Consider the following 13,984-nt stretch of genomic DNA (forward strand, 5'->3'; position numbering starts at 1 on the left):
GGGAATGGGAGGGATTCCAACTCAAACGAACCGAGAGCAGTTACCCCTTTGGCCCGCACGGACTAGTTGCCGGCAGCGATCCCTAAATACCAGCCGGTAATCTGATCGCCCCAGCAGATGCTGATAAAGCCCGCTAATGCGAGATACGGGCCGAATGAAAACGGCTCAGAGTTTCCTCTTAGGCTTGCAGACCGCAGCTGGTGAAAGCCTGCGATCACAACAGCGGTGACACTGGCTAGCAAGACAGTCAGACACAGGATTTGCCAGCCGCCCCAGGCACCGATCACAGCCATCAGCTTCATGTCACCCCCGCCTAGCCCTTCGCGACCGGTGATAAGTTTGAACCCCCAATACGTGAGCCATAACGCGCTGTAACCAGCGATAGCCCCAAGCACTGAATCGTGCAAGCTGACGCCTATACCTAACAGACTCACCAACATGCCGCTCCAAAGGAGTGGGAACACGATCACATCGGGCAACACCTGATGCTCTGCGTCGATGAGTGACAACAGCACCAATGCCCAAGATAAGCCAATCAGGCAGGCAGCTAGATAGGTGCCACCGTAGCAGCCGGCAACAGCGAGGGAGGCAGCTGCTGCGATTGGTGTTGTCCAACGCCACCGATCAAAGCCCTTGTTGATATGCACTGAACCTACAGCATCAGGATCAAGCGCAAGATGCGCCACGGCGTCTCGATGCCATACGTCGAAAAGCCAAGCTGGCAACCTTGAACCAATCAAGCCAATGATGCGCCCTGCGCAAGCTCCTATGCATGCCGCCGCGATCATCAGGATTGGCTGGTCAACGATATACATAAAATCTCCACTTTGGCCAAAAAAAAGGCAGGCGTGAGCCTGCCTAAAGTTGGGAATATCTACTATGCGTAAGCGCTAAACCCCATCATCGTGAGGACGGCTTGGGCAGCAAAAAGGAGTACGAATGCATACCCGAACATGGGAAGCATCCGTTGGGTTTTGCGGTAAATCCAAAACCCACAAAAGGCGATGGCCATCATTGGCAAGGTGAGTACGCCAGCCAGATACAGCCCTTCGAACCAAGCATGAGCGGCGAACGTACCCGCGAAAAGCAACTCGACTGCGGGGTACGTCCAGCTGATCCTGCAAGAACAGGAGGCACATTTTCCACGAAGCAGGAGCCACCCCAAGACTGGGATGTTGTGCTTAGCCTTGATCGGAGCTGCGCAGCAGGGGCAAGCGGAGCGGGGCACAGATAGATTGAACTTCCCATGTCGCTTAGTTAACTCTTGCAGTGCGTTGCCGTCCGCGTAATCCGGGCCGAGTCTTTTCATGATCGGGAGTCGGTAGCAAACAACGTTTACGAATGATCCAATACAGGCCCCGATAATGCCGAACCACAGAACGATGACCCAGCCACTCGGCAGTTGACTCAAGTCCATATCAAACCCCCGCAGCGATGCATTCGGGCAGTAGATCAGCCAGCACGAACTCCAGCTTCTCTACGGTAATTGGTTTGATGATTACCGCGCTGGCTCCCTGTGCTCGCGCAAAAGAGTGCAGTGCAGCGTCAGTAGAGGCCGTGACAACGACAATGGGGATGAGACTGGCCGCTGTGTACTGCTCCCTTACAGTCGCCAATTCACCGATGCCGTTGTGGAGGTCACCGATATGAATGTCCATGAGGATCAAGTCAGGCAGAGGCTCGATCCGCAGCCCTGAATGAAACTCCCCCGGCGTTCCGTGTACCACCACCTCGGGGAAAAATCTCTGCGCAACCTGGGTGGCGAGGAATGAGTCTGTGCGCGAGTCGTCGAGGATCGTTACTTTCATCATGGGCACCAAAAAGCAGGCCGAAGCCTGCTCCAAGAGGGTGGTTAGTAAGGAGAAAATTTCGCTTCGATTACACGCTGCTCACGGATGTGCTGCTCATAGGTCAGCTCTTTATCCTGGAGTTTGTGATCGATCACCTCAAGTGCCTTGCGCTTCTCACGTTCGGCATAGTCTTTGGTGCTCCAGTAGTTGCGCTCTTTGGCTGCCAGAGCAGCATCTGCCGGCATCCAGAGGGGGCCGAGGAAGGGCCAAGTAAGAACACTGAATGTCGCTGCTACGGGGTGGCCGGTGTATGCATAGCCCCCAATAGGGAGGATGCCAAGGCCAGCGGCAAGCGCAACGCTCTTTTCCTGCTGCTCTAACCCCTTGGCCTTGTAAGCGTCATATTCACGCTCCTGGCCGGGGGAGAGGTGGGTCACGCAGCCCGAGGTCAGCAACGTGGCGCTGATGATTGCTGCGATGGTGATTTTCTTGAACGTCATTTCTGATGGTGCCTTGAGTTGATAATGCTACTGGTATAACGGCTGAATACGCTAAACCGCGCCTCTCGCCGTTCAGCTTCCCAAAATGCCCAGCCCCGATACTGGGAAGCCGCAGGGCAGGGAAGCAGTACCTCCGACCACACTAGCCACAAGCGGGGCCGGATTCACCTCAACACGGTGCAGTTACTCATCGTAGCGACGTTGTTCTTCCTATTCACACTTCAATAGGAAGAATAAAACCTTATAGATCAGCAGGTTATGCGAGCCACAAGACTGGCGAGAGTTCGGCATCAGGCAACGGTTCCGTGGATTCGAACGAGACAAATTTCATGCTTACAGGCGTGGCTTTTAGGGTCAGCCCCCGTGGACTGGGTAACTGGTGTTGACGCTCGCGGAAGCGGGCAAACGTAAGCGAAAAAGTCAGCAGCAGTTAGCCAGATCATATTGAAGCCTTTAGTTCACGCACTGAACGGTGATGACGGTGTTAGGAAGCGAATTACCTGGACGGTTGTAATCGAATCCCGCATTAAATTCTGTAACCAACCCGAATGTGTAGCCCTGCGTTTTGCAGTATCGTGAGCCACATACGGTCTGATATCTTGGGTAGTCATAATTAAGCACGTTGTAAGTATCCCAGCCGTCATAGGTGCACGCAGGAAAAACAACTCCTGTTGTAAGCTCGAAGGTTCTTGCCGCTGGGGTTCTTGTCCAGACTCCTTTGTAACATGAGAGGGTCATACCATCAGCGTCTCTTGCCACAGCACCCACAGAACAATTCTTAGCACCTTCAACTACGACGTGATCTAATACTATCCCTTGTTTGAATGTAGCTTTTCCTGAAAATTGAGACTCACCTTGCACACCTAGCGCGCCAGCGATAGCTGCCATTTCCTGGACGTTTAATGTGCGAGTTTGTACACCGCCCGAAAAGGAGCCGCCTACCGCATTGATGGTATTAACTTCGTTTATATTGTTGCCCCCGAGGTAAAGCGTTGTACGCATCCTGTTAAGCTCAGCGTTGCCAGTGGCAATTCTGGAGAGCTTCGCGTCCAGCGCTGGCTCAGAGCCGGGCACACCAATGGTTGTCCTTATCTGGTAAACGTCCGGCGCCACTATTTCTGTGCCTGCTATCAGATTCACAAGCAACCCGTCATAGTCCTTAACCGCATTTTGATCGAGGCTGAATGTCTTGGCAGTGCATGAGGAACTATATGGGGAGTTATATTTGTTCATGGCTGTAATTCCAGCCAGATAGGCCGGAGTAGAGTTGCGAAGCACGCTTATAGCATCAGAGCATGTAGCATTTCCGGGCCATGCTCCTTTATCTATTCGATAAGAACGAGCCGCATCCATTATCATGGTAGTCTCCGCCGCCGTTAGCTCAGCTCTTCGCTGATTGATTTCGGAGATCATGTTAGGCGTAGTTAAAGCTGCAATAATGCTGATAATAGCCAAAACAACCATCAGCTCCAAAAGGGTAAATCCACTTTGCCTTTTCAAACCTACGCCCCACCATATTGTTTTAGTAGATTTTCCATTTATTCGCCTCCCAATAAGAATTCCTTTTGCTTGGTACACATTTGTGTCGCGTCGAAACCCATCAACAAGTGACTTTGAATTTCTGCTCAACCATTAGCCAATCACCTTTTGGATCGTAGAGTTCAAAGTTAAAGCACACCACGTCTAAAGGCATTCGTTTGAATGCTGGATCGCACTGGTGCGGATCGAACACCGCAATGTCAAATTCTGGATGCCTGAACGCCACTACCCAGTGCCAGCGCCCCTCAGCCCCTCGCCAGTCGTCACGAACCTTTAGTACCCCCAAACCTTGGAAGCTATCCCAACCCGACCATCGCCGCGTACTGACCACAAGCCCTGACAACTCGATAGCCATCCTCATTTCCCAGCTTGCGGTTGAGTAAGCCGGGCGGGACTTGCGTCGAATGCCGAAACCGTGCGCGTTGAAAATCAACCTCGCGGCCTCATAAGAAGAGCCGGTGACCATAGCTAGGCAGGCGACACCGCATCCATACGGATCGGTCTGCCTGATCTTCTGGATACCACATCGATTTTGCCAATCCCCCATGGTGCAGATCCTCCCGTTACGAACAGTTGCCGGCTTTACGGAAGCCAGCAGCGATTGCCTCAGCTTCCGTAGCGAACTCCTGACGGTTCCTCTCGCTTAGCCGCTCATAACTCGGACAACCCTGTGGGAGGTGGTACACACCGCTGCGCCTGTTAGCGCGTACCGGGGCGCTCGCATGCGACGTCACGTTCTGATGTACAACGATTGGCACAGCTGCACTCAAGCTAACGCGTCCTGCTGCCGGCTCGACGCCTTCTCCCATAGGCTTGAATCCAGGAACCCACTGGCGCTCTCCGGTAACGAAGGGGTTGTGATGGCCCATTGAAAAGGAGATACGTCGGTCACGTTCGATTTCCCAAGGCGAAACCGGATATGCCCGATCCCAGGCCATTAGGACTCGTTGCTGTTGATCACTGAGACGAATGCTGTACCGATCTGCCATGTAAAAGGTGATGCGTGCAGCTTCTCCTTTCACCTCGTTACGTGGCTCTACAGCACGGACACTGGTTCCAATTTTCGTTGTGCATGAACCAAGGGGGACAGCTGGGCCTGAGACCATGCCGTAGTTGGTATTTGAGCGCAGGGCATTCGCCGTACCGATGCTTGGCGTAAGGTTGAACATATCGGCTTCCATCCGGTTGAACACCGGATCGGTACGTTGGCAATTCTGTCTACCACCATCGCGCCAGCACTGCCGCTGATTCGCCACAGCACTTATAGCCATGACGTGTTCCCACTCAAGCCGGTCAGCACGGTCGGCCATACTGTCGGCCTGGAAACCGCAACTCGTCTTTTCCATCCGTCCACCAGACTTGCCAACCCACTGCCATTTGCACCCGCAATAAAAATCGCCAGAGGCGGACTGGTTTTGGTCGAAGTAAACGTGTTCACGAAGCAGACGCTTCGCTTGGGCAAAGTCTTCGGGAGCGGCATTCGCAGAGATTGAAAACCCGAATGTCAGGCACACTGTTAACAGGATCAGAGGCTTCATAAAAGTTGATATTCTCAGACCGAGTTGTCGTCGTAATCGTCTTCCGACGAGCCATAAAGATCCTCATACGCCTCACTGACGGCCTGAGCAGCTGCACGCGAAATGGCTTCCTCCGTCTTCAAGTGGAAGCCGGACGCCATCAGCAGCACGCGGGCATCAAAGACTGAGAGTTGAGCGCATTCTCGAACCACGTCCTGATACAGCCTGCTTTCCCACTGCTCGAAAATCTGGCTGTAGGGCACCTTTGCTCTGATCGAGTCAAGAACATCACACGCAGACGTATAGGCACCTGAATGCCAGATCGGTACTTCGCCAGCTCTGCGCTGGTCGAAATCGTTCGAGCGCTTGGTGAGGTCATACAGAATGAAATCGCACCCTTTGCCGGTCGCGTTGGCCAATTCTTGAAGCCATTTCTGGTCTTCCGGTGTGAGCAGCGAGCGTTCCATTGAATCCTCCATGCACGATTCAAAGGAGCATATCGTTGAGCGTGATTGGAATCAGCCGAACTGCTTGCAGTTACTCATCACAGCCGCTATATCAAGCAACGCCTGCGTTCGTAATCTCACGAATGCACCTCAATCTATAGGGAAGAAAATGGCACGTAGCCTTACCGACGACTTGAATCCCATCACAACCGAAAAACACATTCCCTCTGTGGTGCAGGAAGTCTTCACCGCTATGGTGATGCATATTGAATCAACCGGGTGGGGCGGAGCCTGCCATTCTTCATCCGCGATCATGCACATGCTGCTCAAGGAAAAAGGCGTTGATTCCACTATTAAAATCGGTGAGGTAGGAGGCGGCGGATACTGGTTCGATCACTCATGGATCGAGATTGATAACCTGGTATTCGACGCTGCCGTCGCATATCCCCAGGTGGGTGGAAAACGATTGGGCGGGCCAGTTTTTGCCGGCATTGACATCGTGTCAGGGATCGAAACCACACTTACCTATGGCATTGGTAAAAAAGGCGGTCTCGAAGAAGAAGCCCAGCAGATTGCTTTGCTTTCACTTGGTGCGTACTTTCAGTTTGCTGACCAGCACGCACTCGTAGAAGCAATGGGCAATGGCGAACAACCACCACCAGCCCTTTGGGATCGTGCCTCTTACATTGGAACAGATTGCGGGGTTCACAGGTCTCCCGCAGAGTTGGCTCGCGAATACTTCGAGGTACGGCGTGCAGAGACCTACGCCTGATTGAAATGGCGCGGGTTGAGGCTCGCGCACCTTACCCCTCCAAATCCCATACACCCTATTCTTCCTATTATTAATCTAATCGGAAAATCGGCGCGTCTGTCAGGCATCAGGCCACTACCCCGGTGACGCCTGATAAAACAGGATTGACCGTCTGGGTGTCACTCTCCTAGTCAGGTGCAATCCAGAAGATCACACCCGCATCCGAAACGGATCACCTCAAGATTAAATATGGGATTTGAGAACGAACAGGCTAATGACTGTAGGAATGAGCCCGTTAAGGGACGGGCTCATTCGCGATCAAAACTCGTATCGTAATTTAGCTGTAACGGTCTCGGCGCGATAGCCATCACGCTGAGAATTATCGTAAGTGGCACCTACTGACCAAGCATTGAGCTTGTAAGTGAGCCCTACGCCGGAAGAGATTGTGTTCCGTGAATTGACTCTGCCGGTAGTTGTAAACGGTGTGTCGCCTTGTACAAACGTTGATGTGGTGCGTGAATCGTCGCCAATGAAATCGTGCCAGTTCATGAGTTTCAGTTCTGGCTCAAGTGTTCCTCGCCCGATATCAATAACACTCGCCATCCGAACGCCTGCTCCCAATTCCGCGAGTTCGTATCGCTGCCCGTCTACATGTAGCGCCGCAGATGATCCCTTTTCGGTTAATGAATCAATTTCAATAACAGAGTAACGAGCACCAATGCTAGGCTCTACGACAACACCTTCTGATGGTCGGAAAGTATAGCCACCTACGATGCTGGCACCGACGTTTCTGCTATCGTATGAAGCTTTAGCCATAGTCCCAGCGATGTATCGCTTAGAATCGTTATTATTAAAACCTAACAAAGCAGAACCATTAACAAACCAACTACCCTGCTCCCAAATCCCATAAAAGGTTACAGCTTGGCCATCTACATCGAGCTTGTTTCCGCTATCCATTCCGATATCAGTTCGCAGCACACTGTAGGCGACACCGACCGTAACCTCATCGTTGAATTTAGCGTCTACGCCAACAGCCACACCATTACTGCTAGCACTGTAACCATCAACATTAGCACGCAAATCTTGATCAACCTTGGTGTGAAGAGATTGCGCCCAAACGCCACGATTCAAAAGCTGATCGCCAGACGAAAGACCAGACCGCAACGCTACGGATCGAGCGTTTAAGGCATCATTGACCAGTGCTTGGCTGTTCAAAGCCTCGGTACGCAAGCCGTCAGACAAATCAGGCTTTAACTGCTCGGAAAGAGCCGCCAGACGACCTGGGGTGTTTGCCGTTGCGAATGACTGGAATACAGGATCTTTTACGTCAATATTCGAAAGCACCTCCTTGGCCAATGGGATAAGTGCATTCGCCGCGTTCTTGGTGCCTCCAGCTGCAACAATTTCGCTGATTATTTGCACGTCCGGTTTTAGGCCAATCGTTATTCCTCCACCATTGCCACCGCTGGGCGGAACGGGGGGCGGATCAGTCGTGACTGGCGGCGTAACCGGTGGTGTGACCGGCGGTGTAACTGGGGGCGTGACTGGTGGTGTGACTGGTGGTGTGACTGGTGGTGTGACTGGTGGTGTGACTGGGGGCGTAACCGGTGGCGTGACTGGGGGCGTGACAGGTGGTGTGACTGGGGGCGTAACCGGTGGCGTGACTGGGGGCGTGACAGGTGGTGTGACTGGTGGTGTGACATGTCCCAGGTCTGCGACGATATTGTTACCATCGACACCGAATGCGCGTACCTCTAGCAAGGCCGAGCTGGAACCGACCTTTACGTTATCGCCCCCGACGATATTAGAGGCACTTACGAGCGTATAGCGACTAGGCGAGGGACTGAAATTTGTTGGAGTCGCCATCAACTCGATTTCAGAATTGTTCGCAAACGACGCCTGCCCAGAAACGTTGAGTATCGCTTCATCTGGATCTGTGCTCTCTGAAATGTACATTTGCATCAGAGAGTTTGAAGCCATCGAGAAGTCACCAACAATGTTGGTGTGGTCGGCATTCAATTTAAACACGCCGGAATTTACGTTGACTGATGCTGACTGAATTTCCTTTCCGTAGAAGCTTGCACTTCCATTTATAGCAACTTCTGCCATATCAAGGATATCACCGTAAATGTCGCCTTTAGACCAATCCAGTGTTGTAGTGCCGCCCCCTTTAATTGCGGCAACACCACCTATGATAGATCCACCATCCTGATGGACAGTGAAGGCGCTACCATTTGGGTCAACATTTATCGCAACATTATCTGCCGAGATTTTACCGCTGTTAGAAATACCATCTTCAAAGATTGCGGAGTAAACCTGCACTCCTACAGCCCCATCACCAGAAGCCGAAATCACACCGGCATTATTCAAGGACTGAAGTTTTGACTCAGTAATGCCTACCGCAATTGCTGATTCACCACTTGCGTCGATAGTGCCAGTATTAAAAATCCTTCCTATTGCACCAAGCGTACCACCTGAAACATCAATGGCCATAGCTTGATTGCCGGCAACACGGATCAACCCATTATTGATAATCGATCCATTTTTTTCTTGAGCGTCAAGAGACCAAGCCTGTATCGCTTTTACGCCATCACCTTCGGCAATAATGCTCCCTATGTTAATTAATGCTCCATATATACCAACAGACTGCATGCTCAACGCAATTGCGCGCCTACCAAACGTATAAATGTCGCCTTTATTTATTAAATCACCCTCGATAGTTGAGCCCATTACGGATAGGCCTGTCCCTTCCTGACCTGGTGATAATTTTCCAGTCAAGATTAGACTGCCTTTGAGGGTTGAATCCCAAAATGAAATTGCTGTGCCCCCTACCCCCACAATATCAATATCACCGGTATTAACGAAATCACCAGCAATAACAGTTGGCTTATATACGCACCCTGGCACTCCACCACAGCGGCGACTCGACACAAGCAATCCATCAATGTAATTGCCGGTCATGTTTAAGTCAGCGTCGTTAGTAAGGGAACCCTCTAATTGCATATTCCAGAAATCGAGCGCACGCCTTTGATTGCCCGTAGAACTAGCCGATGGCAATTCACCCAAAAGATAAACATCTTTGTAAGTTGCGCTGTTAAGTAAAACTGCGCCAGAGCCAAAATCGAACGTTTTGTTCTCTCCTGATGCAGCAAGAACAGGATTACTGACAGACGCAACTGCTACGAGCGTAAGTACGTATTGCATTTTTGATGTGAGCACTACTATCTCCGCTGAGATTCCCCCTAAAGCTCAGATATATGCCAGAGCAGCCTTTTGGATTCCACCGAACCCATAGCACTTCCCCTCCATCCGGCCCGCGCTCGATGGTGCTCATTATTTTTCAGGGACTTACGCTGATCATGACCACGAGTGGTAGACGTAAGCGGCCACCTCTAAAAGTGCTTTGCCTTCGTCTTAAGCGAAAATTGATCTTGCGCTGCGAGGCAAGAGGTCTCTTCCTTGAGACCCCTACACCTTGAGGGGCATCGAATTCGGCTGAACTCGTGTAACTGTGAACCTGGGAGGGTCAAGATTTAGCCTCGCCCCGCCCTTACCGCCGTGCTCAGCTCCACTACCTCACGCCGCGTGAATAGGGGGAAACTGAGAAGAAGAACATTTCTGCCCGTTGGCCGGATTGAATGGGCTTCATGTGACGCCTGACAAACAGGTTTGACCGCCTGGAAAAAATCCTAAGCCTCAGCCTTCCTACCCAACGCCAGCTGATTGACATGCTTCTGGAGTGCCGTGAGGTCTTCCATGATTCCACCGAGCGGGTAGACGTGCCCATTGAGCATGCCGGAGCGCTCCATGGCGTAGTAGTCATTCTCAAGCCTTGCGAAGTTTTCGTTGTCGGGTATCAAATTCAGATCGCCCGTATTGCACCGCCCATAGTGGGCAGATCCGCTATTGTAGAAGACGGATTTTAGTGCAATCACATCATCAAGCAGTTCGAGGTCGTCCTGAGCTTGAACACCAACTTCATGCTGTAGGAGCATAGCGAGGTCATACCAATGCCGAGAGATTCGATCCTTGCCTTCTGGGATTGGCTTGTTGCACTGAGCATGGATCAGCGTGACCTTTTCCCAAAACGTCCTGGCCGGAGATAGAACCACTACGTTCTCAGCCTTGGGAAAGGAAACGCCCTCGAACAGCCCGGATACGTCTGGCTCAATTGTGTGAACAGCATTTGGGTCGATGATGTTTCGTCCGCCAAACTCCACCAGGACGTGATCACGCAAATACCCCTTCGCGTCAGCAGCCATAGCTGGGTAGAAAATGTGGATCGACTCGCCATCTTCACTTACGGAAAGCTGGCATTCCGAGGCACAACCGAAGCTTTGGAGCTTTGCGTTTAAATATGGCATGACCGCTTCACGCGTATAACGGCCAACCTCAGCAATCAGCGCATCGCTGACCTTTCTACGCTTAGCCCCAGACAGCTGTAGCAGTTCTGGCACGCTGTGCTTACAGCCTAAACCCCTATAGTCAACGGTAATGTCAACGTCCTCAGAGAAACGTTTGATCACGCCATGAACTTTCGAAAGGCTTGTGCCTCCTTTGAAGGCCATAGCCTTCTTTTCGGGCATTGCGAAGAGTAGCTGGAGGACAAGTGTCAGCCATATGTCCTTTTCGATCACGCTTGGAGAGCGGCCAGTTTCGGCATATGCCTCACTTAAGATTTCGCGTTGGCCCGCCTGGGGGAGTTCGAAATATGACTTTGACACGCTTATTCCTTAGCGGCACATACCAGTGCCGACCGCATCCACTCAGGCATTTTGCAGGCCATGAGCTTGTTAAACTCTTCTTTGCTGAGGGAGCTAGCCACCTTGCGAGCCGCCAATTCCGTCAGCCCCTCCTTACCTAAATACAGCAAAGCTGTGAGCGCTACACCGATCTTAGTACCGGCCTGCTGGAGCCGCAGGCGAGACACATGTCGAAGCCGTACCACAGCGCTTCCAATCCTGATTTCACGGGAAGATCCACTGGTGTAGTAAGTCGGTAGCACCTGCATCTGGGTGCTGAGACCCAGCCGGCGCACGGCCTCTGCCCCATGCACTTGGATAGTCTCCCCTCTTACCTTGGCGACCGCTTCCATAACCGCAATAGGGTTGGCACGAACTCTTTTACCTGTGTACTCGCTCTGCTTGGGACGCATATAGACCCCACGAGCCACACGCTCCAGCGAGCCGCTGAGCACCAACCGCGATAGCGCTTTGTCTACCGAGGCACGGGAGCCAACCTGCGCAAACACCGCGCCAGCAAAGGGGCGGCCCTTGGGCATGTGCTTGATACGGTTCGAGATAGACTCTGCAACAGACATGGGAGACTCCGTTTGTGTCAGAAGTTTTGTGGAATATTCCTGACTCAGATACCTACTATAGCCCTTATGTTCCGTGGCTTCCACTCATTCAACCGTATACTGACTGGTGAAACCAGTCAGCTATCCCTTCAACGCTGGATTCGATCACCACAGCTGGCGTAAATGGTGGCACCAACTCAAGCAGCTTCCTCCACCGCAGCACCCGACCGCTGAGCTGCTGCCCTCACCCACTTCGCAAACACGACCGAAATGCTCGCGTCGTTGAAACGTCTCCCCAGCGGCTTTGAATACACAACATCGATTCCGTTGACCGAAGGCATTTTGCGTACAGCCCCCTCGGGAAGAATCGCACCAATGACGCCGCCTTCGCGCACGAATTGCACGGCATGTTCAAAGTGGCTTTGCCAGACACGTCCTGCATACGGTGGATTCATGAGCACAGCATCAGCTTCGCCGTGAAGGTCTCCCGGCTTTAGGCTGAGGAAGTCCGCCCGTGTTACTTCAAACCCCATCTTGTCCAGGGCCAAAGCACGCAGCCGATCAATCTCCACACAGTGCGTCTGGAGCGGCATATGCTTTGCGATCCCCCCCATGCCGGCTGAGGTCTCATAGCAAATATCGGCCTCACTCACGCCAACCCAACCCACAAACTCTTTGGCCAACTCAGCGGAGGTCGAATAAAACTGGTGGCTTACTTTTTCCGGCACCTCACCAGTAGCGACAATTTGTGCGACCACATCCGCAGGCGGATAGTCGAACAGGTGGCCATCACCGTCCCGAACACCACCAATCTGCGCCAAAACGTCATCTAGCATTGATCTGATCGCGCCTCCCAGCCGCTTGTTGTCGATGAGCGAGTAGGACGGCAGCCGCAGCTTCCAGAGCCCGTTGTCGGTCTGCTCCTGATAGATGTTTCGCAGGTAGCTGCGAACTTGCCGTGGAACCACAGACTTAATCAGCTCGCTTGAACCGAAACCCGACTTTCTGAGTGGTTTCTTGAGTGTCGCCTCGTCGGGCAGTGCTTTAGGGTGGATGTACGCTAGGGCAATGTTGAGCTTGTTCGCGATCACCGGATGAACCTCCACATGAAGAGTGCCCACCATGAACGCTTTGATACGAAGCGCGCCCTCCATGACTTCAAACCATTCGCCGCAGTGATGCTTTCGAGCATCCTCCAGAAAGCCATTGGCATCGGTGAATGGGTCATCTGCACCCGTCATCACGGTAGAGCAGACATTGATCAGGTCTTGCACAACACGAACCTTGTCGTGGTTTGTGCCTCCGCCCTCGCTAAATACATTGTTGAGGATGAAGCGTTTATGAAATATGCCCCCCCAATTTGTCTTGTGGCATCCACTAAGAGAGCGCCATAGCGCATCGGTTCTCATCGAGAAGAAGTTAGCCCGATGGGCCTCTATCAAGGACAGTACGCCGTATACGGTTGAATGATCAAAGCGGGGCATACCCACAGACTGAGCGCCGTCCTTAGCTGGTTTGCGCCACGCCTTGAAAGAGTCGTGCCATTGCTCCCACAGGTCAGCTGGAAGGATGTAGGTTAGCCCCAGAAGATCAAATAGCTTGAACCACCAGCATTCCTGGCGGGCATTGATTCCTCGCGAAAGGTTGAACATTTCCAACAAGTCCATAGCCCAGAAGGCTGTGATATTGCTGGACTTGTACACTTCGGCGCCGAAGGCAAACGAGGCAAGGACTGGACGATTTTCCTTGCTCATGAGGTCTGCGTGGAGCCGGCGCATTTCTGCCTCACCATGCTCATACTCACGGATCAGATCATCGATAGCCGGCGTGCTCAATGTGGGTAAAAATTCCCGGTATTCCTCTGGGATATGAGCAACTGGAAAATTGAATTCGAACATGCGGCAAACTCCGTTAGATATGGAGCCATGCTCCCACCAGGCCGGGCGTGTCATTGCCTTCATCGAGCCGAGGAAGTGAAATCGTCACCACCCATAATCAGAAACCACGACGATTCTCGCAGGAGTGCATTTTGTAGGGCGTTATGAAGCAATTCAGAGCAAGCCGCCCAGCCCGGCAATGACGGCACAATAAGGTACAGCCAGTAACTGCATTGAGTTGAGCGGTTATAGCCCTGCACGACCG

13 protein-coding genes are annotated in these 13,984 nt (G+C 52.4%); 1 reads left to right on the forward strand and 12 read right to left on the reverse strand.

Annotated elements, in window-relative coordinates:
• Positions 1–62 precede the first annotated feature (62 nt).
• From ASC85_RS22445 to ASC85_RS22475, 8 genes are all read right to left on the reverse strand, one after another.
• Positions 63–815, reverse strand: a complete 753-nt coding sequence (locus tag ASC85_RS22445; protein ID WP_057451403.1) for a prepilin peptidase — start codon at positions 813–815, stop codon at positions 63–65.
• Between the two features lie 62 nt (positions 816–877).
• Positions 878–1,417 carry a prepilin peptidase gene (locus ASC85_RS33935; protein WP_057451404.1) on the reverse strand — a complete coding sequence of 180 codons (540 nt, stop codon included), beginning with the start codon at positions 1,415–1,417 and terminating at the stop codon, positions 878–880.
• A 1-nt stretch (position 1,418) separates the two neighbouring features.
• Positions 1,419–1,808: a response regulator gene (locus ASC85_RS22455; protein WP_162254886.1), complete on the reverse strand. Its 390-nt coding sequence runs from the start codon at positions 1,806–1,808 to the stop codon at positions 1,419–1,421.
• Positions 1,809–1,852: 44 nt separating this feature from the next.
• Positions 1,853–2,290 carry a hypothetical protein gene (locus tag ASC85_RS22460; RefSeq protein WP_057451406.1) on the reverse strand — a complete coding sequence of 146 codons (438 nt, stop codon included), beginning with the start codon at positions 2,288–2,290 and terminating at the stop codon, positions 1,853–1,855.
• 453 nt (positions 2,291–2,743) lie between these two features.
• Complete coding sequence (locus ASC85_RS31525; RefSeq protein ID WP_236712389.1) at positions 2,744–3,868, reverse strand: competence type IV pilus major pilin ComGC; 1,125 nt, start codon at positions 3,866–3,868, stop codon at positions 2,744–2,746.
• A 22-nt stretch (positions 3,869–3,890) separates the two neighbouring features.
• Positions 3,891–4,376: a hypothetical protein gene (locus ASC85_RS22465; protein WP_057451407.1), complete on the reverse strand. Its 486-nt coding sequence runs from the start codon at positions 4,374–4,376 to the stop codon at positions 3,891–3,893.
• Positions 4,377–4,392: 16 nt separating this feature from the next.
• Positions 4,393–5,367: an endonuclease gene (locus ASC85_RS22470; RefSeq protein WP_057451408.1), complete on the reverse strand. Its 975-nt coding sequence runs from the start codon at positions 5,365–5,367 to the stop codon at positions 4,393–4,395.
• A gap of 14 nt (positions 5,368–5,381) precedes the next feature.
• Complete coding sequence (locus ASC85_RS22475) at positions 5,382–5,813, reverse strand: hypothetical protein (protein WP_057451409.1); 432 nt, start codon at positions 5,811–5,813, stop codon at positions 5,382–5,384.
• Positions 5,814–5,823: 10 nt separating this feature from the next.
• On the opposite strand from ASC85_RS22475, the gene ASC85_RS22480 reads away from it, so the two are divergent.
• Positions 5,824–6,564, forward strand: a complete 741-nt coding sequence (locus ASC85_RS22480) for a hypothetical protein (RefSeq protein WP_057451410.1) — start codon at positions 5,824–5,826, stop codon at positions 6,562–6,564.
• Positions 6,565–6,861: 297 nt separating this feature from the next.
• On the opposite strand, the gene ASC85_RS32295 is transcribed toward ASC85_RS22480, so the two are convergent.
• The 4 genes from ASC85_RS32295 to ASC85_RS22500 form a co-directional block, all read right to left on the reverse strand.
• Entirely contained in the window at positions 6,862–9,762 is a 2,901-nt protein-coding gene (locus ASC85_RS32295; RefSeq protein WP_156395691.1) for an autotransporter family protein, read from the reverse strand.
• A gap of 470 nt (positions 9,763–10,232) precedes the next feature.
• Positions 10,233–11,267 carry a nucleotidyl transferase AbiEii/AbiGii toxin family protein gene (locus tag ASC85_RS22490; RefSeq protein ID WP_057451412.1) on the reverse strand — a complete coding sequence of 345 codons (1,035 nt, stop codon included), beginning with the start codon at positions 11,265–11,267 and terminating at the stop codon, positions 10,233–10,235.
• 2 nt (positions 11,268–11,269) lie between these two features.
• Positions 11,270–11,863, reverse strand: coding sequence for a DUF6088 family protein (locus ASC85_RS22495; protein WP_057451413.1), 594 nt, complete (start codon positions 11,861–11,863; stop codon positions 11,270–11,272).
• A 176-nt stretch (positions 11,864–12,039) separates the two neighbouring features.
• Positions 12,040–13,740, reverse strand: a complete 1,701-nt coding sequence (locus ASC85_RS22500) for a DUF4942 domain-containing protein (protein ID WP_057451414.1) — start codon at positions 13,738–13,740, stop codon at positions 12,040–12,042.
• Positions 13,741–13,984: the final 244 nt, after the last annotated feature.

This window comes from Pseudomonas sp. Root401, assembly GCF_001425105.1.
GTDB classification, from domain to species: domain Bacteria; phylum Pseudomonadota; class Gammaproteobacteria; order Pseudomonadales; family Pseudomonadaceae; genus Aquipseudomonas; species Aquipseudomonas brassicacearum.